18 protein-coding genes are annotated in these 19895 nt (G+C 63.5%); 6 read left to right on the forward strand and 12 right to left on the reverse strand.

Annotated elements, in window-relative coordinates; translation table 11 throughout:
- Nucleotides 1–4 precede the first annotated feature (4 nt).
- Nucleotides 5–598, reverse strand: coding sequence for a TetR/AcrR family transcriptional regulator (locus tag FHP91_RS14950; RefSeq protein WP_144177153.1), 594 nt, complete (start codon nucleotides 596–598; stop codon nucleotides 5–7).
- A gap of 172 nt (nucleotides 599–770) precedes the next feature.
- On the opposite strand from FHP91_RS14950, the gene FHP91_RS14955 reads away from it, so the two are divergent.
- Genes FHP91_RS14955 through FHP91_RS14970 form a run of 4 tightly spaced genes read left to right on the forward strand, consistent with a single transcriptional unit; the run spans nucleotide 771 to nucleotide 4997 of the window.
- Nucleotides 771–1520: an electron transfer flavoprotein subunit beta/FixA family protein gene (locus FHP91_RS14955; RefSeq protein WP_144310350.1), complete on the forward strand. Its 750-nt coding sequence runs from the start codon at nucleotides 771–773 to the stop codon at nucleotides 1518–1520.
- A 2-nt stretch (nucleotides 1521–1522) separates the two neighbouring features.
- Nucleotides 1523–2458 carry an electron transfer flavoprotein subunit alpha/FixB family protein gene (locus FHP91_RS14960; protein WP_144310351.1) on the forward strand — a complete coding sequence of 312 codons (936 nt, stop codon included), beginning with the start codon at nucleotides 1523–1525 and terminating at the stop codon, nucleotides 2456–2458.
- Nucleotides 2459–2476: 18 nt separating this feature from the next.
- Nucleotides 2477–3142, forward strand: a complete 666-nt coding sequence (locus FHP91_RS14965; RefSeq protein WP_144310352.1) for an energy-coupling factor ABC transporter permease — start codon at nucleotides 2477–2479, stop codon at nucleotides 3140–3142.
- A 58-nt stretch (nucleotides 3143–3200) separates the two neighbouring features.
- Nucleotides 3201–4997, forward strand: a complete 1797-nt coding sequence (locus tag FHP91_RS14970) for an acyl-CoA dehydrogenase (RefSeq protein WP_144310353.1) — start codon at nucleotides 3201–3203, stop codon at nucleotides 4995–4997.
- 166 nt (nucleotides 4998–5163) lie between these two features.
- Here the strand turns inward: FHP91_RS14970 and FHP91_RS14975 are convergent, their stop codons facing one another.
- The gene (locus tag FHP91_RS14975) at nucleotides 5164–6180 is read right to left on the reverse strand and encodes a Fe(3+) ABC transporter substrate-binding protein (protein ID WP_144310354.1); all 1017 of its coding nucleotides are present in this window, start codon (nucleotides 6178–6180) and stop codon (nucleotides 5164–5166) included.
- 124 nt (nucleotides 6181–6304) lie between these two features.
- Between FHP91_RS14975 and FHP91_RS14980 the strand changes: the two genes are divergently transcribed.
- Nucleotides 6305–6625 carry a DUF2325 domain-containing protein gene (locus FHP91_RS14980; protein WP_144177109.1) on the forward strand — a complete coding sequence of 107 codons (321 nt, stop codon included), beginning with the start codon at nucleotides 6305–6307 and terminating at the stop codon, nucleotides 6623–6625.
- Nucleotides 6626–6636: 11 nt separating this feature from the next.
- Here FHP91_RS14980 and FHP91_RS14985 read toward each other — a convergent pair whose 3' ends face one another.
- A complete protein-coding gene (locus FHP91_RS14985; RefSeq protein ID WP_313791160.1) occupies nucleotides 6637–7062 on the reverse strand; it encodes a C40 family peptidase in 426 nt (141 codons plus the stop codon).
- Nucleotides 7063–7273: 211 nt separating this feature from the next.
- Between FHP91_RS14985 and FHP91_RS14990 the strand changes: the two genes are divergently transcribed.
- Entirely contained in the window at nucleotides 7274–7855 is a 582-nt protein-coding gene (locus tag FHP91_RS14990) for a DUF2726 domain-containing protein (RefSeq protein WP_144310356.1), read from the forward strand.
- 6 nt (nucleotides 7856–7861) lie between these two features.
- Here FHP91_RS14990 and FHP91_RS14995 read toward each other — a convergent pair whose 3' ends face one another.
- The 9 genes from FHP91_RS14995 to folE form a co-directional block, all read right to left on the reverse strand.
- A complete protein-coding gene (locus tag FHP91_RS14995; protein WP_246116326.1) occupies nucleotides 7862–8689 on the reverse strand; it encodes a 3'-5' exonuclease in 828 nt (275 codons plus the stop codon).
- Nucleotides 8604–10496 carry a DUF294 nucleotidyltransferase-like domain-containing protein gene (locus tag FHP91_RS15000; protein ID WP_144310357.1) on the reverse strand — a complete coding sequence of 631 codons (1893 nt, stop codon included), beginning with the start codon at nucleotides 10494–10496 and terminating at the stop codon, nucleotides 8604–8606. The genes FHP91_RS14995 and FHP91_RS15000 overlap by 86 nt, the downstream gene beginning before the upstream one ends.
- A gap of 126 nt (nucleotides 10497–10622) precedes the next feature.
- Entirely contained in the window at nucleotides 10623–13709 is a 3087-nt protein-coding gene (locus tag FHP91_RS15005; protein WP_144310358.1) for a CBS domain-containing protein, read from the reverse strand.
- Nucleotides 13710–13810: 101 nt separating this feature from the next.
- Entirely contained in the window at nucleotides 13811–15313 is a 1503-nt protein-coding gene (locus tag FHP91_RS15010) for an NAD(P)H-hydrate dehydratase (RefSeq protein ID WP_144310359.1), read from the reverse strand.
- A 67-nt stretch (nucleotides 15314–15380) separates the two neighbouring features.
- The gene (locus FHP91_RS15015; RefSeq protein ID WP_144310360.1) at nucleotides 15381–16193 is read right to left on the reverse strand and encodes a DUF429 domain-containing protein; all 813 of its coding nucleotides are present in this window, start codon (nucleotides 16191–16193) and stop codon (nucleotides 15381–15383) included.
- The gene (locus tag FHP91_RS15020) at nucleotides 16190–16942 is read right to left on the reverse strand and encodes an NYN domain-containing protein (protein WP_222105222.1); all 753 of its coding nucleotides are present in this window, start codon (nucleotides 16940–16942) and stop codon (nucleotides 16190–16192) included. Before FHP91_RS15020 ends, FHP91_RS15015 begins: the two co-directional genes overlap by 4 nt.
- Complete coding sequence (locus FHP91_RS15025) at nucleotides 16942–17847, reverse strand: histone deacetylase family protein (RefSeq protein ID WP_144310362.1); 906 nt, start codon at nucleotides 17845–17847, stop codon at nucleotides 16942–16944. Before FHP91_RS15025 ends, FHP91_RS15020 begins: the two co-directional genes overlap by 1 nt.
- A gap of 11 nt (nucleotides 17848–17858) precedes the next feature.
- A complete protein-coding gene (locus FHP91_RS15030; protein ID WP_144310363.1) occupies nucleotides 17859–19079 on the reverse strand; it encodes a DUF1615 domain-containing protein in 1221 nt (406 codons plus the stop codon).
- Nucleotides 19080–19083: 4 nt separating this feature from the next.
- On the reverse strand, nucleotides 19084–19716 hold the full coding sequence (gene folE, locus FHP91_RS15035; RefSeq protein WP_144310364.1) for a GTP cyclohydrolase I FolE: 633 nt from the start codon (nucleotides 19714–19716) through the stop codon (nucleotides 19084–19086).
- Nucleotides 19717–19895: the final 179 nt, after the last annotated feature.

Below are 19895 nucleotides of genomic sequence, written 5' to 3' on the forward strand. Positions count from 1 at the left end.
TGCGTTAGCTGCTGGTGGCGTTGGACGAGCTCGCGATCAGGCCGGCAATATCGTTCTTGAGGTCGTTCACGTTGTCAGCGTAGCGGTCGCAGAACATCAGCGAGACGCCGAACACATACGCGTAGAGCAACATGCTGCGGCTGGACGCTTCGGCCATTGGCACACCGCAGGCCAGAAAGAGTTCTCTGGCGCACTTGAGGCGCCAGGTATCCACCTCTTCAACAATCGCCGCGGCGGCTTCGTCACGACGTGCCCAATCGCGCACAGCCAGCTCGATCATCATGCCCTTGCGGCTGCGGCTGGCGCTGTAGACCTCGATCACGTGGTGCAATTGCGACAACTCTTTGCCGGTGTTGGCGCGTGTTTGCTTCACGATGTCGCGGATACGGCCTTCTTTCCAGACCTCCAGCACCGATAGCAGCAGATCGCTGCGATCCTTGAAGTGCCAGTAGAAACTGCCCTTGGTCACCTTCAAGTGCTTGGCCAGCAACTCCACGCGTAAGCCGGCGACGCCTTCTTTCGCCAGCAGTTCGGTGGCGGCGAGCACCCAGGCCGAACGGTCGAGTTGGGCGCGGGGTTTGGTCTTCGAATTTTCCATACGGCGTAGTATTGACAAAATCACCCTCCATACGCTACCGTACGGCCCATACTTTTCCGTATGGAAATTTGTCATCCGGGGGCATCGAGCGAAACATCGTGGGCGATGCCATAATGATTGTTGGCTTTGTAGCAGTATTGCCTTTCTGAAGATTGGATTAAGGAGGACAGCCTTGAAAATTCTGGTTCCCGTCAAACGGGTCGTTGATTACAACGTAAAAGTACGCGTGAAGGCCGATGCGAGCGGCGTCGATATTGCCAACGTCAAGATGAGCATGAACCCCTTCGACGAAATTGCCGTTGAAGAGGCTGTTCGCCTCAAAGAAGCGGGTGTGGCAACGGAAGTGATCGCCGTGTCTTGCGGTGTGGCCCAGTGTCAGGAAACCCTGCGCACCGCCATGGCCATCGGTGCCGACCGCGGCATTCTGGTGCAGACCGATGAAGAGCTTCAGCCGTTGGCGGTGGCCAAGCTGCTCAAGACGCTGGTCGAGAAGGAAGGCCCGCAACTGGTCATCCTCGGCAAGCAGGCGATCGATGACGACGCCAACCAGACTGGTCAGATGCTGGCCGCGCTGCTGAATTTGCCGCAAGCGACCTTCGCCTCCAAAGTGGCGATCGCCGACGGCAAAGCCACCGTGACCCGCGAGATCGACGGCGGTCTCGAGACGCTGTCGATGAGCCTGCCGGCCATCGTCACTACTGACCTGCGCCTGAACGAGCCGCGTTATGCCACGCTGCCGAATATCATGAAGGCCAAGAAGAAGCCGCTGGAAACCGTCACCCCCGCCGATCTGGGCGTGGATGTGGCGCCGCGCCTGAAGACGCTCAAGGTTGAAGAGCCGCCCAAGCGCAGCGCCGGTGTCAAAGTCGCCGATGTGGCCGAACTGGTCGCCAAACTCAAGAACGAAGCGAAGGTGATCTGAACATGAGCATTCTCGTCATTGCAGAACACGATAACGCCAGCATCAAGGCTGGCACCCTCAATACCCTCGCCGCGGCCCAGGCCATCGGTGGCGATATCGACCTGCTCGTGGTTGGCAGCGGATGCGGTGCTGCCGCTGAAGCCGGCGCCAAGATTGCCGGTGTGAGCAAAGTGCGCGTGGCCGATGCCGCCCACTACGCCGACGGTGGCGCCGAGAACGTTGCCGCCCTCGTGGTGGCCAACGCCGGTGGTTACACCCATATCCTCGCCGCGGCCTCCACCTTCGGCAAGAACGTGATGCCGCGCGTGGCTGCCCAGCTGGATGTGGCGCAGATCTCCGAGATCGTGACCGTGGTGTCGGCCGATACCTTCCGTCGTCCGATCTATGCCGGCAACGCGATTGCCACCGTGCAAAGTGCGGATCCGGTCAAGATCATCACCGTGCGGACGACCGGTTTCGATCCGGTCGCTGAAACCGGTGGTAGTGCCAGTGTCGAAGCGCTTGACGCGGCTGCCGATACCGGCCTGACCAAGCTGGTCAATCGCGAGCTGACCAAATCCGAGCGCCCCGAACTGGGCGCTGCCGGCATCATCGTGTCCGGCGGTCGCGGCCTGGGCAATGGCGAGAACTATCACAGCCTGCTCGAGCCGCTTGCTGACAAGCTCAACGCTGCGCTGGGCGCCAGCCGTGCTGCCGTCGATGCGGGCTATGTGCCCAATGACTATCAGGTCGGCCAGACCGGCAAGATCGTCGCGCCGCAGCTGTATGTGGCGATCGGTATTTCGGGTGCCATTCAGCACCTGGCCGGCATGAAGGATTCGAAAGTGATCGTTGCCATCAACAAGGACGAAGAAGCCCCGATCTTCCAGGTGGCCGATTACGGTCTGGTGGCCGATCTGTTCGACGCCGTCCCGGCGCTGACTGCGGCACTGGGTTAAGCGCAAGGTGTTGCGGCGGTGAACTTCACCGCTGGGTTGTTTGCCGAAGGCTGGCTTTGGGGGGCGTACGTGCTCGCCAGTGCGGTGCTGGTCTGGATTATCCGGACCGGTCCGTGGGCCAGCTTGCGTCGTCCCGAGCGCATCAATGTGTGGCTCGGGACGTCGGTAGCGCTGATGCTGGTGTGGCGAATGAAGGCGGGGGTGCTCCCCGGTCTGGACCTGCACCTGCTCGGCGCAATGGTGGCGACCTTGTTGTTTGGCCCTCAGTTGGCCATGGCCGTGCTCGCCATCGTGCTGGCAGCGGTCGTGCTGGCCACCGGCGGCGACTGGCCGAGTCTGGGGCTGAACTGGCTACTGATGGTGGTATGGCCGGTGTTGGTCGCCGAAGGTGTGCGCCGTCTGGTGGCGTGGCGCCTGCCGCGGCACTTTTTTGTGTATGTGTTTGTGGTCGCGTTTTTCGGCAGTGCGGCCACGGTGATGGCGCAGGGGTTGTTGGCGTCGGTGGTGCTGAGCATCGCCGGTGTGTATTCCCTGGAATTTCTTGCGTCGGACTATCTGCCGTATTTCCTGCTGCTGGGCTTCTCCGAGGCCTGGTTGTCAGGCGCAGTGATTACCGTGATGGTCATCTATCGACCCGATTGGGTCGCCACTTTCGATGACCGTCTTTACTTGAAGAACAAATAGGCACGGCTGCGGCGATCGTCGCAACCACAATCAAACACTGGACAGGAGTGCATGGACAATGAGCGAGTACGTTGCCCCGATTCGGGATATGCAGTTCGTGATGAAGGAACTGGCAGGCCTTGAGCAAGTGGGTCAGTTGCCCAGCTTTGGCGATGCCACCGACGACCTGGTCGACGCGGTGCTCGAAGAGGCCGGCAAGTTCGCCACCGGCGTGCTGTCGCCGTTGAACCGCACCGGCGACCAGATCGGCGCCAAGTGGGCCGACGGCCAGGTAACGACGGCGCCGGGCTGGCAGGCGGCCTACCGCCAGTTCGCCGAGTCCGGCTGGACGGCGCTGGCCTGCGATCCGGAGTATGGCGGCCAGGGCCTGCCCAAGCTGGTTAGCACCGCGGTGATGGAAATGTGGAAGTCGGCCAACATGGCCTTTTCGCTGTGCCCGATGCTGACCAATGGCGCCATTGAGGCGTTGATGCTGCGTGGCACCGACGAGCAGAAGGCGGTGTACCTGACCAAGATGGTCAGCGGCGAATGGACCGGCACCATGAACCTGACCGAGCCGCAGGCCGGCTCCGATCTGGCGGCGGTACGCACCCGTGCTGAACCGCAGGCCGACGGCAGCTACAAGGTCTTCGGTCAGAAAATTTTCATCACCTATGGCGAACACGACCTCACCGACAACATCGTGCATCTGGTGCTGGCGCGCCTGCCGGATGCGCCGGAAGGCGTGAAGGGCATTTCGCTGTTCCTGGTGCCGAAGTTCATGGTCGATGCCGAGGGTACGATCGGCGAGCGCAACGATGTGCATTGCGTGTCGATCGAGCACAAGCTGGGCATCCATGCCAGCCCGACCTGCGTGCTGGCCTTTGGCGACAAGGGCGGTGCAACGGGCTACCTGATCGGCGAAGCGAACCGTGGTCTCGAGTACATGTTCATCATGATGAACGAGGCGCGTTTTGCGGTCGGCATGGAAGGTCTGGCGCTCGCCGAGCGTGCTTACCAGCAGGCGCTGGGCTATGCCCGTGACCGCGTGCAGGGCACCGAACCTGGTGTGCGTGGCGGCGGTAAGGTGGCAATCATCCGTCACCCGGATGTGCGTCGCATGCTGATGTCGATGAAGTCCCAGACCGAGGCGATGCGTGCGCTGGCCTATGTGGTGGGTGCAGCCACCGATATGGCCCATGATCATCCGGATGAGACCGTGCGTGCGCAGAACCAGGCCTTCGTCGATCTGCTGATCCCGATCGTCAAGGGCTGGTGCACCGAGAACTCGATCGACATCGCCTCGACCGGCGTTCAGATTCACGGCGGCATGGGCTTTATCGAAGAAACGGGTGCCGCACAGCATTTCCGTGATGCCCGTATCACCACCATCTACGAAGGCACCACGGCCATCCAGGGCAACGACCTGATCGGCCGCAAGATCTCGCGCGATGGCGGCATGGCCATGAAGGCTGTGATCGAGCAGATGCGCGGCGTTGTGGTTCAGTTGAACGAGCAGAGCGCCCCGGAATACAAGGCGATCCGCACGGCGCTGTCGGCGGGCATTACCGCGCTGGAAGAGGCCACTGACTATGTGTTGGCCACTTATGGCAACGACATCAAGGCGGCTTCGGTGGGCGCCGTGCCCATGCTCAAGCTGTTCGGCATTGTGGCCGGTGGCTGGCAGATGGCGCGCGCGGCAATGATCTCGCAGACGCGCTTGAACGAAGGCGCGGGTGATGCGTCGTTCTATCAGGCCAAGATCGTGACGGCGCGTTTCTACGCCGACCACATCTTGTCGCAGGCACCAGGGTTGGCCTACTCGGTCGTCAATGGCGCGGCCGGTGCGCTGGCGCTTGAAGACGACATGTTCTGATCACTGAGCACCGCCTGACACCCCCATGCGCGAGAGCCCATGGGGGTTTTTCTTTTGGGGTACCGGCGTGCTGCCGGCGGTGAGGGTTTGGGCGCTCGACGGCTAAAGTCGCGGTGTGTCGGCGAAAAAAAGCGACCCGAAGGCCGCTTTGCTGGCGTGTATCGACTCAGCGATAGCCGGCGCGATCGTAGGCTTTTTGCGCCTCGGCAACCGAGTTGGCGAGCTTGCCGACAGGCAGGGCATCGGCTTTGAAGGTGCCCAGCTTCTCAAGTGCGGCATTGCTCACCTTGACGGACTGCACCACCGGCCATTCGTTGTTGCCATCGGCGAAGTAGCGTTGTGCTTCGTCCGACGCCAGGTACTCAAGGAAGGCCACGGCAGCGGCCTTGTTCGGTGCGTGCTTGAGCATGCCGCCGCCAGACACGTTGATGTGCGTGCCGACGTTGGCCTGGTTCGGCCAGATGACGCCAACGGCGTCCATGACTTGCTGGTCTTCCGGCTTGGTCGAGTTGATCAGGCGCGCCACGTAGTAGCTGTTGGCAATCGCCACGCCGCATTCGCCCGCCGCGACGGCGCGGATCTGGTCGGTGTCGCCGCCTTTGGGCTGACGTGCGAAGTTGGCGACGATGCCTTTGGCCCAGGCTTCGGTCTTTTCAATGCCATGGTGCTCAATCATGGAAGCGCCCAGCGACAGGTTGTAGGGGTGGCTGCCCGAGCGGGTGCACACCTTGGCTTTCAGTGCCGGGTTGGCGAGGTCTTCGTAGTTCTGGACCAGTTCAGGCTTGATGCCAGCCTTGTTGTACACAATGACACGGGCGCGGGTGGAGAAGGCGAACCAGGTGTCGGTGCGCAGGTTTGCCGGGATGCGGCTGGTGAGCAATTCGGATTTGACCGGGGCGAACACCCCCAACTCGTCGGCCTTGGCGAGGCGGGAGGCGTCGACCGTGATGAGCACGTCGGCCGGGCTGTTCTCCCCTTCGCTGCGAATCCGTTCCAGTAAGGCGTCTTCCTTGCCCTCGATACGGTTGACCTTGATGCCGGTGGCCTTGGTGAAGTTGGCGTATAGCGCTTCATCAGTCTGATAGTGGCGCGCGGTATAGAGGTTGAGCACTTTGTCGTCGGCGTGTGCCGAGGAGACGGAGAACAGTGCGCACAAGGCGGCAGCAGCAACAGTACGATTCATGGCTAGTCGGACCTTTGGTTCAAGAAAATTTGAGTGTCCAAAGTGTAACGAGAACAAATTACAAATGCAAACGATTCTCATTCGGTGTAATCTGGATGCGAATCGTTCTCAATAGGAATTTGTCATGAATGCAATGCTCATCGGCGCCGACCGTCTCGGCAATATCCCCGGGGTTCTGGATGAGTTCGGAATCCGGATCGCGGCCCACGTGACTGGCCGGGACCGATCTCATCAAAGACGCGCGGCGGACTTGCCGGTGGGCGTGGACCTGGTGATCCTGTTTACGGATTTCCTTGGTCACAATGTCATGCAGCGCTTCCGGGAAGCGGCCGGCAAGGCAGGCGTGGAGTTTGTGTGTTGTCGGCGTTCGGTGTGCGCGCTCAAGCAGGCGCTCGACAAGCGCGCCGGCAGCCGTTGCCGAGACTGCCCGAATCGAGGCGCTTGAGCGGCGGCGGCTTACTGCAGGGTGGCGGCGATGGTCGGGCTTGCTGTGTGGCTGACGACGCGCCGGCCACCGTTGAATCGCTTGTTCCAGTAGCGGGCGTTCAGGCTTTCGATGCGCACCTTGCCGCCGCTGGAGGGCGCATGGAGGAAGCGATCGCTACCCAGGTAGATGCCCACGTGAGAATACGCACGGCGACGCGTATTGAAGAACACCAGGTCGCCTGCTTTGAGCTGCGCGCGTTTGAGACTGTCGCCAATCTTGGCCAACTCGCTGGTCGTGCGGGGCAGATCAAGGCCCAGCGCCCGCTGGAAGACTTGTTGCACCAGAGCACTGCAATCGATGCCGGTGTCGCGGGAATTGCCGCCGAAGCGATACGGGGTGTCGAGATACGCCAGACCCTGCACAATCAGTTCGCTGATCGGCGCGCCTGCGCTCACGGGCTTGCTGTTGGGCTCCGCCAAGGCCGCGCTTGCGTTTTCCGTGCTGTACGCCGTGCCAGGCAAAGTCAGGGCGAGCAGAAGTGCAGCAACAGGAAGTGCGTGTCGAATACCCATCCGCGCGAATATACTTTCTTGGCGCGCTTCAGTAAAGCGCTGATTATTGGCACTGTTTTTATCTTTGGCGCTGACGACAAGGAGAGCGAACGGGATGGCGTGGATTTTTTTCTTTGTGTCGGTACTGGCTATCGTTTGGCTAGGTGTGTTGCTGCGCCGTCGCAGGCGCGAGCATCGAGAGTCGGAGCAAGCCCGAGAGATGGCCTTTTTGTTGGCCCACGGCGAACTGCCAGGTGGGCAGGTGGTGAGGGGCGATGCCGCGACGCCCCGGGCCATGGATGGCGAGCGCTCTCATGATGTTGTGCCGCCGGTTGCGCCGCTTGTCGAGATGGTTGCGGTGCCGGAAAGCGCAAGGCCTGCGTATCTGGATGCCGTGCGGGCAACGGCGTATCAGCGTCTTAAGGCGGCGCTGCCCGCGTATGAGATTTTTCCAAGGGCCTCATTGCGCCGGGCGGCTGGACTGGAGGCGATTGAAAAGGACGCTTTGCTCGATTTTGTGGTCTGTACCCGCGCGCTGATTCCCGTGGCAGCGGTGGATCTTGCGCGGGGTGAGCGTTCGTCGCCGGGCGATGCATTCAAGCGCGAAACGCTGGAAGCGGCGGGCGTGCGCTATGCGCGCTGGCCCCATGATGCGCTGCCGCCCAGTGCGTCGATTGCGCATTGGGTGGCAGATTGAGTGCGTTCAGAGCGGGCGTTTCAGGCGCTGACGGGCATGCTCGAGCTCGATGAGCGCTTGGGGTGTGCTGTGGCCCAGAAGGCGCCCTCGGGCCTGCGTTGCGAGAAATAGCTGCGCAATGGCGTAGCCGTCGCCCAGCGCATGGTGCCGCTGGAAGGTCTCGATTCGCAAGGCGTTCATCCAGTCGGTCAGTTTGCTTGCGCTCTGGCCACGCTCGGCAAACAGGGCCGGCAGCAGCCAGTACAGGTCGATGCAGTGCAGTTCGGGCTCAACATCCAGTACGCGTTCGATGGCGTTGAGGATCACGCGTTTATTGAAGCCCGCGTTGAAAACGACGATCGGTGAGTTGCCGATGAATTCGAGCAAGCCGGTCAGCGCGTCTGCGGGATCGGGTTCGAGACTTTGATAGAACGCGAGTTTTGGGTCGATCAGCCCGCCTTCGATGGCAATGGCCGCGACCGACAGGAGCCGATCCTTGCTCAGGTCCAGGCCGCTGGCCTCCGTGTTGACAATGACATAGCGCGTCTCGGCGTGTTGTGAGGTGAGCGCCGTCTCGGGCAGTTTGCGCCAGGCGTCGAGCCGTGCACGGATCTCGGGTGCCAGTTGTACGGGGGGGTGAGCGCCAGGGATAAGTCGAGAGAGCCAGGTCATCGGTGGTGGTTTGCCAAGCGTGAGTCGTAAAAAAGCGGAATCTGCATGCGCGACGCCTGAGAAGTGTTGCCGTCGCGCAAGGGGTGCAAGTGTTGCCTTAGAGCTGGTAATCCAGTTTAAGCCGGAGTTGCAGCTTTCGAGCCTGTCGGAAAGCTTCTTTGAGAATGCGTCGATCGAGCTCATTGAGCGTATCGGGGTCGATTTTATTGTCGCCGGGCGCGTCGTGCTCGGTGTCGAGGTGTTGTGAGCGTAGGCGCAGGAGCTGGATGAAGTGGAAGCCGTCGGTGATGGCATCGAGTTCTTCTTCAGCCATGTTGGCGCGCTGACCCGACTGGCGCAGGCGACCGACCGTGCTGGATGCCTCGACGCCGGAGCGTAGCGACAGAATGCGGGCGACGTCGACGAACAGGCGTGCGCCCGATTTTTTCAGATCGATCATGCCGTCGTCTTCGACCACAAAGTCGCGGAAGCGACCCAGGGGGGGGGCCACGGCCAGCGCATTTTGCGCCATCATGCGCAGGAAGGTGGAGTTGCCGCGCGCGGTTTCGAGCAACCAGCGACGTAGTTGGTCGCCAATCTTCTCGCTGCCGAAGAGCACCCGGAAGTCGAAGAAAATCGACGCGTTGAGCAGGGCTTGCGGGTCGGGCTCACGAATCCAGGCACCGAAGCGGCGCTTCCACTCTTCGAGCGTCAGACACAGCTCGGGGTTGCTGGCCATGATGTTGCCTTTGCACAGCGGGAAGCCGCAGGCGGCCAGCGCATCGTTGGCGTCTTTGGCGAAGGCCAGCAGTTTTTGCTTGATCGCGTCGCGTTCGCCTTCGGGGGCGGAGAAGATGATGCCGTTGTCCTGATCGGTCGACAGCGTCTGCTCGTGACGCCCTTCAGAGCCAAAGGCCAGCCAGCAAAACTGCACGCCGAACAATTCGTGACGCCCCAGCTCGAGGGTAATGATGCGGCGGGTGAGGGCGTCGTTGAGGGCGGAGATGAAGCGCGTGAGCTGTTCAGAACCGATGCCCTGAGCGATGAGGTTGAGCGCCAGTTGCCGGATGTCGCGGCTGGCGTGCTGCAGCGATTCGATGTCGTCGGCGCCTTCGATGCTGGCGCGAATCTGGCGCAGGCCGATGCGTTGCAACGAGAACAGATCGCGCTCGGACACCACGCCGCGCAGTTTGTCATCGGAGTCGACCACCAGCAGATGCCGGCGGGCATGGGTGGCCATTTCGAGCGCGGCGTCGTAGGCCGTTGCCGTCATTTGCAACACTTGCGGCGCTGGGGTCATGACATCCGAAATCGGCCGACTCAGGTCGAAGGCGGGGAGCACGATGCGCGACAGCAGATCGCTCTGGGTGAGAATGCCCACCGGGCGGGCGTCGGCATCAGCGACCACCATGCAGCCGATGCGCATTTCGTTCATTTTTTCGAGCGCGCTGCGGGTGCTGGTGTCGGGCGTGACAAAGATCGGGTCGCGCTTGATCAGATGGCCGAGCGGGGTTGTCATGGTCTGCTGTTCGGCTGCGCGTTGCGAGAAAGTGCTCTGCAACTGCTGGCGTGACTGACTGAGCAGGCTAGCAATGTACTGGGTGCAGAAGACGTGGAAGACCGGGCTGATGCGCATCAGCGCCATGAAGTCGTCGGCCGGGAGCTGGAAGCAGAAGCTGTCTTCGAGCGCCATGTAGGTGTTGGTGGAGGGGCGGCCGGCGGAGATGGCGCCGATCGGGAAGCACTCGCCCGGCCCGAGCGTCATGGAGGCGTATTCGGTGAGGGCGACATCACCGCTCTGGCTGGCTTGCACCTTGCCGCGCTGGATGATGTAGAAGTGGCGTGGCTGACCCATTTCGGCGGACAGAATGGTCGCGCCCTTGCTGAAGAAGCCGAGGAGTACGCGTTCGGACAGATAGTCCAGCGCCTCCGGCTCCATTTGGTCGAAGGGTGAAAAGCGCTTGAGAAAATCGGCGCTGGCGCCCACGAGCGTTTCTGTTGCTGTTGTCATTCGGCCTCCCCTTTCTGCTTATTCGGAAATTATAGGGCGCTCCGATGGCGCAAAACTGATCTGACGCAAGAAAACAGCGTGTATTGCGGGAGGTTGATGCTGACTTGCCGGGCTCGCGGCGTGGGGTCATTCGCCGAGGCAAAAGCGAAAGGTCGCGCCCGGCTTCTCACCGGATTGCGCTTCAATTCGACCGCCGTGGCGGGTAACGATGCGCTGCACGGTGGCGAGGCCAACGCCGGTGCCGTCGAAGTCGCGCGGCGAGTGCAGGCGCTGAAAAGGTTTGAAGAGCTTGTCGGCGTAGGCCATGTCGAAACCCGCGCCGTTGTCTTCGACCACAAACCAGTGTTGCCCGTCGCGTTGTTCCGAAAACACTTTGATGTGTGCCGCATCGACGCGCCGGCTGAACTTCCAGGCGTTGCTGAGCAGATTGTCGAGGACCGACTGCATCAGGATGGGGTCGGCATTGGCGCGCAGATCGCCGGCAATATCCCAGGTAACGGCGCGCTCCGGGTCTCGTTCAGACAGGTCGGTGAAAACTCGGCGTGCCATCTGGCTGATGTCCACGGGCTGACGTTCCACCGGTTTGCGTGACAGTCGGGCGAGGTCGAGCATGTCGTCGATGAGGCCGCCCATCCGGTCGACGGCGGATTGAATGCGTTCCAGATACTCACGATTCACTTCGTTGAGCTGGCCCGCCAAGTTCTGCCCGAGCAGGCGGCCGAATCCGTCGATTGCCCGCAGCGGCGCGCGTAGATCGTGCGAGAGCGAATAGCTGAAGGATTCGAGCTCATCAAGTGCGTTCTTCAGCTCGCCGGTACGGGCATCGACATGGTCTTCCATGGTGGCTTTGAGGCGATCGAGCTGTTCGGCGGTCTTTCGGCTGGCGGTGATGTCGCGAATCATCAGCGTCATGCCGTTCTGCCCGCCATTGGCCAACCGGTGGCGCGACACCCTGACATTGAACCAGTGTGTTTGCTCGCCGACCTCGACCGAGTAGTCGAATTGCTGAATGCCAAGCCCGCTGCGAAGTTTTTCGTGTGCGGCATCGAAGTGCGCGAGTGCCTCGGAGGGGAGGATCGTGCTGACGTTCAGGCCGGTGAGCTCGGGGCTGGGGAATTGAAAACGCTGGGGGGCGGGTTTGGGGTAATGATCCTGAATCTGCCCCTCGCAGTTGGTGATCAACATCAGATCGTCCATGCCCGAGAGTGCACCGTGCAGGCGCTCATCGCTTTCGCGGCGCGAGCTTTCGGCGCGCATGCGCTCGGTGATGTCACGGCCTATCACCATCAGGGCTTTTGGCTGCTGATGTGTGTCCAGAATCGGGGTCTTGATCATGTCCAGCGAGCGCAGGCCGGGGGCGTCGGTGTGAGGGATTTCTTCGATGTAGCGGATGGACTCGCGGCGAGACCAGGCGAGCTTGTCGGTGTTGTTGCAGCGGGACAGGATGTCCTGCATGGGGCCGCCGGCGTGGGCGGCGAGTTGTGAGTTGGTCTTTCCTTTCCAGTCCGTCTGGTTCAGCCCGTACATGTGCAGACCGGCGGAGTTGGCGATTTGCCAGCGGCCCGCCGCGTCCTTGACGGCGATGAAATCCGGAGACGTGGCAAGCAGGGTGTCGAGGCGCTGTTCGGACTCGTGCAGTGCCTGCTCGATGGCGTCCTGAACCGTGAGGTCGATGATGAATCCGCCCAGGTAGTGCTTGCCCAGGAAGTGCATTTTGTTGAAGAACAACTCGACCGGGATCTTCTGGCCGTCGGCGCGTATCAGCTGGCACTGAAGACGTAAGGCGTCGCTGTCGTCCGGCAGGGTGCGCAGGGTGTCGGCAGGGTCGAAGAGCTGGTCCACGCTGAGCGTTGTGTCGGCGCCCTCGCAACCGGCCAGTCGCTTGAACGCCGCATTGCTCAGCGAGATCGTGCCTTCGGTGTCGGCCCACATCATCGGGAGCGCCATGGTGCCAAAGGCGTGTCGGCTGAAACCCAGCAGCTCTCCGGCCTCCTTGGCGACCGATTCGTCGATCAGGATCAGCAGCTGCGACAGCGCGCCGCTCTGGGCATGGGTCGCAAACGGTTGCGCCTGCACCATGAGTTGGCGCTCGCCAAGCGGGATCGATACCGGGGCGGCGGGCGGCGTGGTGTGGATAAGCGCGGCAATGGCGGCCCGAGCTTCTTCGGTTGCATGCTGGAGAGCGTCATCGAGCCGGCCGGCAGGCTGAGCCGGTGCAAGTTGGAGCAATGCGCGTGCGGCAGCGTTGATGAAATCAACCTGGCCGTCGGCCTCGACAAGACACAATCCGAGCGCCTGGCTGCGCGACAGGAGTTGGTCGAGAACGTTGTTGTGCGCGTGAACTTGCCGGTGGGCTTCGAGTTCGTCGGCCTGGCAGTGGATGACCCGGCGCAGCACGTCGACGTAGCGATGCTCCAGGCAGCGCACGATGTCGTGTTCGGAGACGACGCCGCACAACTCATCGCCCCGCGTGATGATGACGTGTCGGATGCCGTGTGAGGACATCAGGCGGGCGGCTTCGAACACCGGGCGATCCGCGGTCAGTTGAATGACTGGCGATGTCATCACCTCAGCGACTTGCACGGTATGCAATGCGTCGCGTTTGACCAGCAAACGGGTGATGTCGCGTGTGGTCAGGATGCCCAGCGGCATGTCGGCGTCGGATGCCACGACGACGCAACCGATGTGTTCCTTGCGCATCAGGTCGGCGCAATCGTGCACCGATGTGCCCGGGGTCACCGTGGTTAGCCGCGGGGTCATGACCTGATCGATGGCGTCGAGGTGTGCAAAGTGCTCAATGCCCATCCGGCCGAGGATGGCACTTTCGGAGAGCAGGCCGATCATCTCGCCATCGGTGCCCCGGACAATGGCGTGGCGCATGCCGTGGCGGAGCATGCGCTCGTATACATCGACATAGTTCTCATCCGCCTTCGCCCACAGCACCGGGTGCTGGCAGACGTCTGCCAGCCGTGGTTCGGTCGGTTGATTCCGGGATGTCAGCTCCAGCCCCAGCGCCAAGGCGGAGCGCTCGGTCAGAATGCCGATGATTTCGCCGTGGCGTTCGGCCAGCACGGCGTGGGATGCGCTACTGGCCAGATTGGCCAACGCGGCAGACAGCGGCGTATCGGCGGCCAGGGCAGTGATCGGCAGGGCGAGTTCGGCCGCCGACGAGGTCGTAAAAGGCGAATGGCCGATACGGCGGGATGCGGACATATGAGGGTCGCTACAGGTGTGGTGTGATCCACTTGTTACCAAATGTAGCTGATCCCCGGTTTAAAAAGAAGTCATATGGCAATTGGATGAAGCTCGCGCGGTTAGTAGTGCTGATGCTGTGCTACCCATTGATTCATCAACATTCTCACCGCATCGGGGAGCTCTGATGCGCCCATGCCGATGGGGCCGATACCTTTGGCGAGCAACAGGTCGGCGGCGGCGCCGTGCAGATGAACGGCGCCGAGTATGGCGGCCTCGATGGGCCAGCGCTGGGCGAGCAAGGCGGCGAGCAGGCCGGTGAGCACATCGCCCATGCCAGCGGCCGACATGCCCGGATTGCCGCTGCGGTTGATCAGCCAGCGGCCGTCCGGATGGGCGATCAGGCTGCCGTTGCCTTTGAGGATCACGTGGGCGTCAAATCGCTGAGCCAGCTTCAGTGCGGCATCGAGCCGGTTGGCCTGGATTTCGTCTGGCAGGGCCTTGAGCAGTCGCGCGGCTTCGGCCGGGTGAGGCGTCAGTACCACCGGGGCATGACGGCGCGTGAGGGCGCCGGCCAGTGTATCGTCCGTGGCCAGCAGGTTCAGCGCATCGGCATCGAGCACCAGCGTGTGTTTGCTGGCGACGGCTCGGTGCAGCAGTGCGGAGGCCGCTTCGTCGCGGCCCAGTCCGGGGCCAATGGCGATGGCCTGGCCTTCGCTCAGGGCATCTTCGGCAGGGCGAAGCATCAGCTCGGGCTGGATCAGATCGACGACTGGCGCGCGCGGATCGAGCAGACCGACAAACACGCGGCCGGCACCGGCACGCAGCGCCGCGCGGCCCGACAGCAAGGGGGCGCCGCACATGCCAGGGGCGCCGCCAATGATCACGGCGTCACCAAACAGGCCCTTGTGCGAGTTCAGCCGCCGCGGCGCGAACTGGTCGCCAAACAGGGCGGGTCGAACCTCCCAGCCGGGGGCGGGCAGATAACTGTTGGCGTCAAGATCCAGTCGCTTGACCACCAGCTCGCCGCAGTGGTCCGGCCCATCCAGCGTGAGCAGACCGGGCTTGAGCGCGATAAAGGTGACCGTGTGGGTGGCTTTGAAGGCGACGCCCAGTACGCGACCAGTGTCGGCGCACAGGCCGCTGGGCACGTCGATCGACATGCGCGGGCAGGGCAGCGCGTTGAGCGCGCGAATCCAGTCAGCGTAGCGGCCATTGATGGGGCGTTGCAGGCCGATGCCGAATAAGGCGTCGACGACCAGCGCCCAGCCTTCGGGCGGCGCCGAGGGCAGGTCAGAGAGCGTTTCGCCGCCGGCATCTCGCCAGGCTTCCCAGGACTTTTTGGCGTCACCGGGCAGTTTCGCGGTGTCGCCCGAAAAGGCCACCACGACCTTGCGACCGGCTTGCAAAAAGTGGCGCGCCATGACGAAGCCGTCACCGCCGTTATTGCCGGGGCCGCAGGCGATCAGCAGCGCGCCGGGGCGGTCGATCATCAGGCGCACGGCTTCTTCGGCCGATGCGCGTCCGGCGCGTTCCATCAAGGGCGGCTTGGCGGAAGGCATCGCGGCCGTTTCGATGGTGCGGATGCCGGCAACGGTGTAGATCGGTTGGCTCGGTTGCAGCATGGCGTGTGTGCCCAGGACGTCAGAGAGGGCACATTCTACGCGTTTCAAACGGTGTGGCGTGCAGGCCTCAGGCGGTGGCGATCCAGCCTTCGAGCGGGTCGGCGTGTGCTGGCATGCCAAATTGGGGGGCGCCATGGCGGGCGCAACGGGCGGCTTGCGCCAGTGCGAGTACGGCATCGAGCCAGTCGCCGCGGGCATCGGCGATCAAGGACGTGCGTTGTTCAGGCGTCAGCGTCAGGCGCAGTCCCGCCAGTGCGGTGCCGGCGATCAGTTCGGCGACGATGTGTTGCCGTGCTGCGAGCCGCTCGGGGCTTTGCTTGCGGCGGGTGTCACTCTTGTAGGAAGCCCGTGTGATGCGCCGGGCAAGCAGACCGGGGTAGGCCTCGACCGCGATGCGCATCGGGTCGCCGTCGTGCAGGCCCGGCAAGCGACAGCCTGCGGCAAGCAGGCGTGGCGCGCCTTCAAAAAACATCAGCCCGACCGGTGGGTTGACCAGCTTCATCGGGCTGTGCGAGTGGGCGGTGGCGTCGGTGGCGCGGTGCGGGTAGCGGGCGCCCATGGGCCGGCGCAGGCGGTCGGCGTCGAGTGCGGCGCGAAAGTCGGTTTTGCTGAGCGTGGCGACATGACGCACCAGCGTCGCCCAGTCGGGGTGCGGCCAGCCCAGCGCGGTGAGGCCTTCGCGCGGCAGGCCAAAGGGGAAGTCGAAGGCGCCCAGCCAGGGGCCGGGCGTGTTAAGCAGGGCGTCGAAGGACGGCCAGTCGGGCAGGGCGGCGAGGCGGTCGAGGTGAATCTCCTCACCCGCGAGTCGGCCGTGTGCCACCGTAATCGGTTTGGCCGCGCGCGGCGCCGAGGTGAAGTCGACGCCGATCAGCACGCTCACGTGCCGGCGCTGCCTTTGCTCTTGTTGCGCTTGTCGCGCAGGTAGAGGTGGCTGCCGCGACGCTCGGATTCAAACAGGCCGGTGGCTTCGATCAGGTCGCCGAGTTTTTTGTAGCCATAGTTGCGCGGATCAAACGGTGTCTGGTTGCTGATGTGCGAGCCGATAGAGGACAGGCTGGCCCAGTTGTCTTCCTCGTCGGCGCAGGCTTCGACCGCGTTGCGCAGCAAACTGGTGATGCGCGAATCGCCACGCAGCGCCTTGCTGCTCACCCGCTCCGGTTTGGCCGCGGCGGGGGCGGTGTCATCGGCGGATTCGACGATCAGGTTTTCAAGGTAGAGAAAGCGCGAGCAGGCATTGACGAAGGGCATCGGCGTTTTCTTCTCGCCAAAGCCATACACCTTGAGCCCGTTGGCGCGGATGCGCATGACCAGCGGGGTGAAGTCGGAATCGGACGAGGCGAGGCAGAAGCCGTCGAGTTGTTGGGTGTAGAGCAGGTCCATGGCGTCGATGATCATCGCCGAGTCGGTGGCGTTCTTGCCCTTGGTGTAGGCGAATTGCTGCACGGGCTGGATGGCGAACTCGTGCACTTTGTCGGCCCAGCCGTTGAGGCTGCTGCTTTTCCAGTTGCCATAGGCGCGGCGGATGTTGGTGACGCCGTATTTGGCCAGCTCGTCGAGCATCAGGTCGATCTTGCTGGCGGGGCAGTTGTCGGCGTCGATGAGTAGGGCGATTCGGGATTCTTCTTGCATCAGGTGCTCCGGAACAGCCGGGCGGCTGTGAGTAATGTGGTGGCGTGAATGGCGACGGTGTCGTTGATGTCATGACCATAGCCGCCGGCCATGGCGATGGCAACGGGAATGCGCAGGCTGTGGCACATGCTGAGTATCAGGGCGTCGCGTTGGGCGAGGCCGTCGAAGCTGAGGGACAGGCGGCCGAGGCGGTCGCCTTCGTGCGGGTCGGCGCCGGCGAGGTAAATCACCAGCTCGGGCCGGAAGTGGGTGACGATGTCGTCGAGCGCGGGGCCGAGGGCGGCCAGGTAGTCGGCGTCGCCGGTGCCGTCGGGCAGGGCGATGTCGCGGTCGGACACCGTTTTGCGGAAGGGGAAGTTCTTGTCGCCATGCAGGCTGAGCGTGAACACCTCGGGCGTGTTGGCGAGGATGGCGGCGGTGCCGTCGCCCTGATGCACATCGCAGTCGATGATGGCGACGCGCTCGATGCGGCCTTCGGCGCGCATCGCCAGCGCGGCCACGGCGGCATCGTTGAACACGCAGAAGCCGGAGCCGAAGTCGCGGTGCGCGTGGTGGGTGCCGCCGGCCATGTTGGCTGCGCAACCGTGTTCAAGCGCGCTGCGGCAGGCGGCCAGCGTCGCGCCGGCGGAGCGGCGTGAGCGCTCGACCATCTCGGGCGTCCAGGGGAAGCCGATGCGGCGCTGCTCGGCCTCGGTGAGCTGGCCGGCGACCACGCGCTCGAGATAATCGGCGCTGTGGGCGCGCAGCAAGGCGGTGTCGTCGGCACCGTCGGGTACGCAGAAATCGGTGGCCTCGAACTGCCCGCTGGCCATCAGCTGCTCGCGCAGTCGGCTGTACTTGGCCATCGGGAAGCGATGGCCCGGCGGCAGTGGCAAAACGAAGTGGTCGGCGTAGAAAAGTTGCATCCGCGGCTCCATCAGCGCTCGCGCGCCAGGCAGCGGTCGTAACGCCATTCGACCCGTTTGGCAAACCAGGCGGTGGTGAGTTTGCGCTGGATTTTCGGGCTCTTGAGCAGGATGTCCGGCATCTGCTGGCGCGGCAGCGTCCGCCCGGCCTTGCGCTCGGCCAGTTGCCAGAGGCGGTCGTAGAGTCGGGTGTGGCTGAAGTCGGCGGATTTTTCGCGCGTCAGATCGCTGCGGATCTGGCGGGCGCTGAGGTGAAGGTGGCCGGCGATCGCACGCAAGGCGGCCTCGGTGCTGCTGGCCTCGTTGCTGGGCGATTTGCCTTGGTAGCGCAGCAGGTCGCCATCCGGCGCGAGCTTGCGACCGGAGACGCGGGTGATCGCGCTCTGGAAGGCGGCGTTGCGGCTGCTGTATTGCCCAGCGTTGAAATCGGCGAAGCGGTAGCGCGGGTGCGGGTAGTCGGCGGGGTAGTCGAGCAGGTTGGCGATACCAAAGTAGAGCCCGCCACGGCGGGTGAACACTTCGTGGCGGACGCTGCCGGTGCGCGCGTAGGGGAAGGGGCGCTGGCGCAGGTGGTCTTCGGCGAAGGCGATGCTGACCTGCATGGGTCCGCCGGTGCGGATCGGGTTGAATCCCGACAGCAGGGTCTTGCCCAGCGGCAGTTCGGAGAGCATGTCTTCGAACAGCGTGTTCATCTGCTTTTCGGTGCGCAGGGCGGCGATGCGCCTGGCGTAGCTGCGGCCGTCGGGCGAGGATTTTTCGAGCGCCGCGCTGACGACGATTTTCGGAATGCCGTAGCGCTCGGCGCGGCTGTCGATTTCATTGCGCACGATGCGCGGCAGGCCGGCCACCACCGGGTCGGCCTGCCAAGTGGACTCCTGCTCGATCACGGCCATGGCGGCGCACAGATTTTCGGCGCTGCGGGGGACCTCGAGGTGGTCGAGTGCGGCGTCGATGTCGCGTGCCCAGCCCGGGCGATCGGTGATGCCGCCGGGTAGCAGATCGGCCGCGCTCAGGCGCGGGCCTGCGGGTGGCGTGAACGGCCACGGCGTGACTGGCGCCTCCTGCACCGGCGCTGTTGGCTGTGGCGGCTGGCTGGGGGTGGGCGTGGCTTGCCCCGGCACCGTCGGTGGCAGCGAGGGCGAGGGGCGGGATTCGTAAGGCGTGGTTTGGCAGGCCGCGAGAAACATCGGGGCTGCGATGAGCGCAATGCGCCGCAACAGGATCTCGGACATGGGGTCAGCGGGGGCCGGGTCCAATGGCGCGCATGAATTCGTTGCGCGCCTGCAGATCATTTTCGAAGCTGCCGGCAAAGGCTTGGGTGATGACGCGCTCGTCACCACGGCGATCCTCACCCAGCAGCAGGCACAGTTGCTCGGCTTCAATCAGGCACGCGGCGCCGGCGGCCTGGCCGTGCTGGACCAGTACGTCGGCGATGTCGCGGGTCATCCATTCCTGATAGGTGAAGCGGTGGCCGATGGCGTCGACCATGCGCGCGATGCGACCGAAGCCGTGTAGACGGCCGCCGGGAATGTAGGCCACGTGGGCCACGCCGCGAAACGGCACGAGATGGTGCGGGCAGATGCCATGCACGGCGATGCCACGCACCACCACCATGTCGCGGCGGGGGTCTTCAAAGCCATCGCCGAGGGCGTCGGCGGGGTCAAGCTCGTAACCGCCGAGCAGGCGTTTTTGCCACAGCTCGCGCACGCGCTGAACGGTGCGTCCGGTGTGCGGGCCGTCGGTCGATACGCCGCAGGCGCGCAGCATGTCACCGACGGCTTTCTCGAAGGCGATCGGGTCGAAATCGCCCTCGCGGGCGATGCCGATGCCGCGGCGCGGGGCGGGAGCGTGATGGCAATCGTCAGACATGATGGTTTTCCGATGGTGAGGTGTTCATGGTACCGAAAAGGGTTTCGACACGCCGCGCGGCGCGCTGGTGGCAAATTCAGCAAATCGTAAGCTTCGAGCAAGCATCGCGTAAGTGCTCTGGACATAAAGTGCTGCCAGCGCGTGCACCGCATGTGCGCTCAAGACACTTCGTGAGGAGA

Origin of the sequence: Denitromonas halophila, assembly GCF_007625155.1 — a bacterium.
Taxonomy (GTDB): Bacteria; Pseudomonadota; Gammaproteobacteria; order Burkholderiales; family Rhodocyclaceae; genus Nitrogeniibacter; species Nitrogeniibacter halophilus.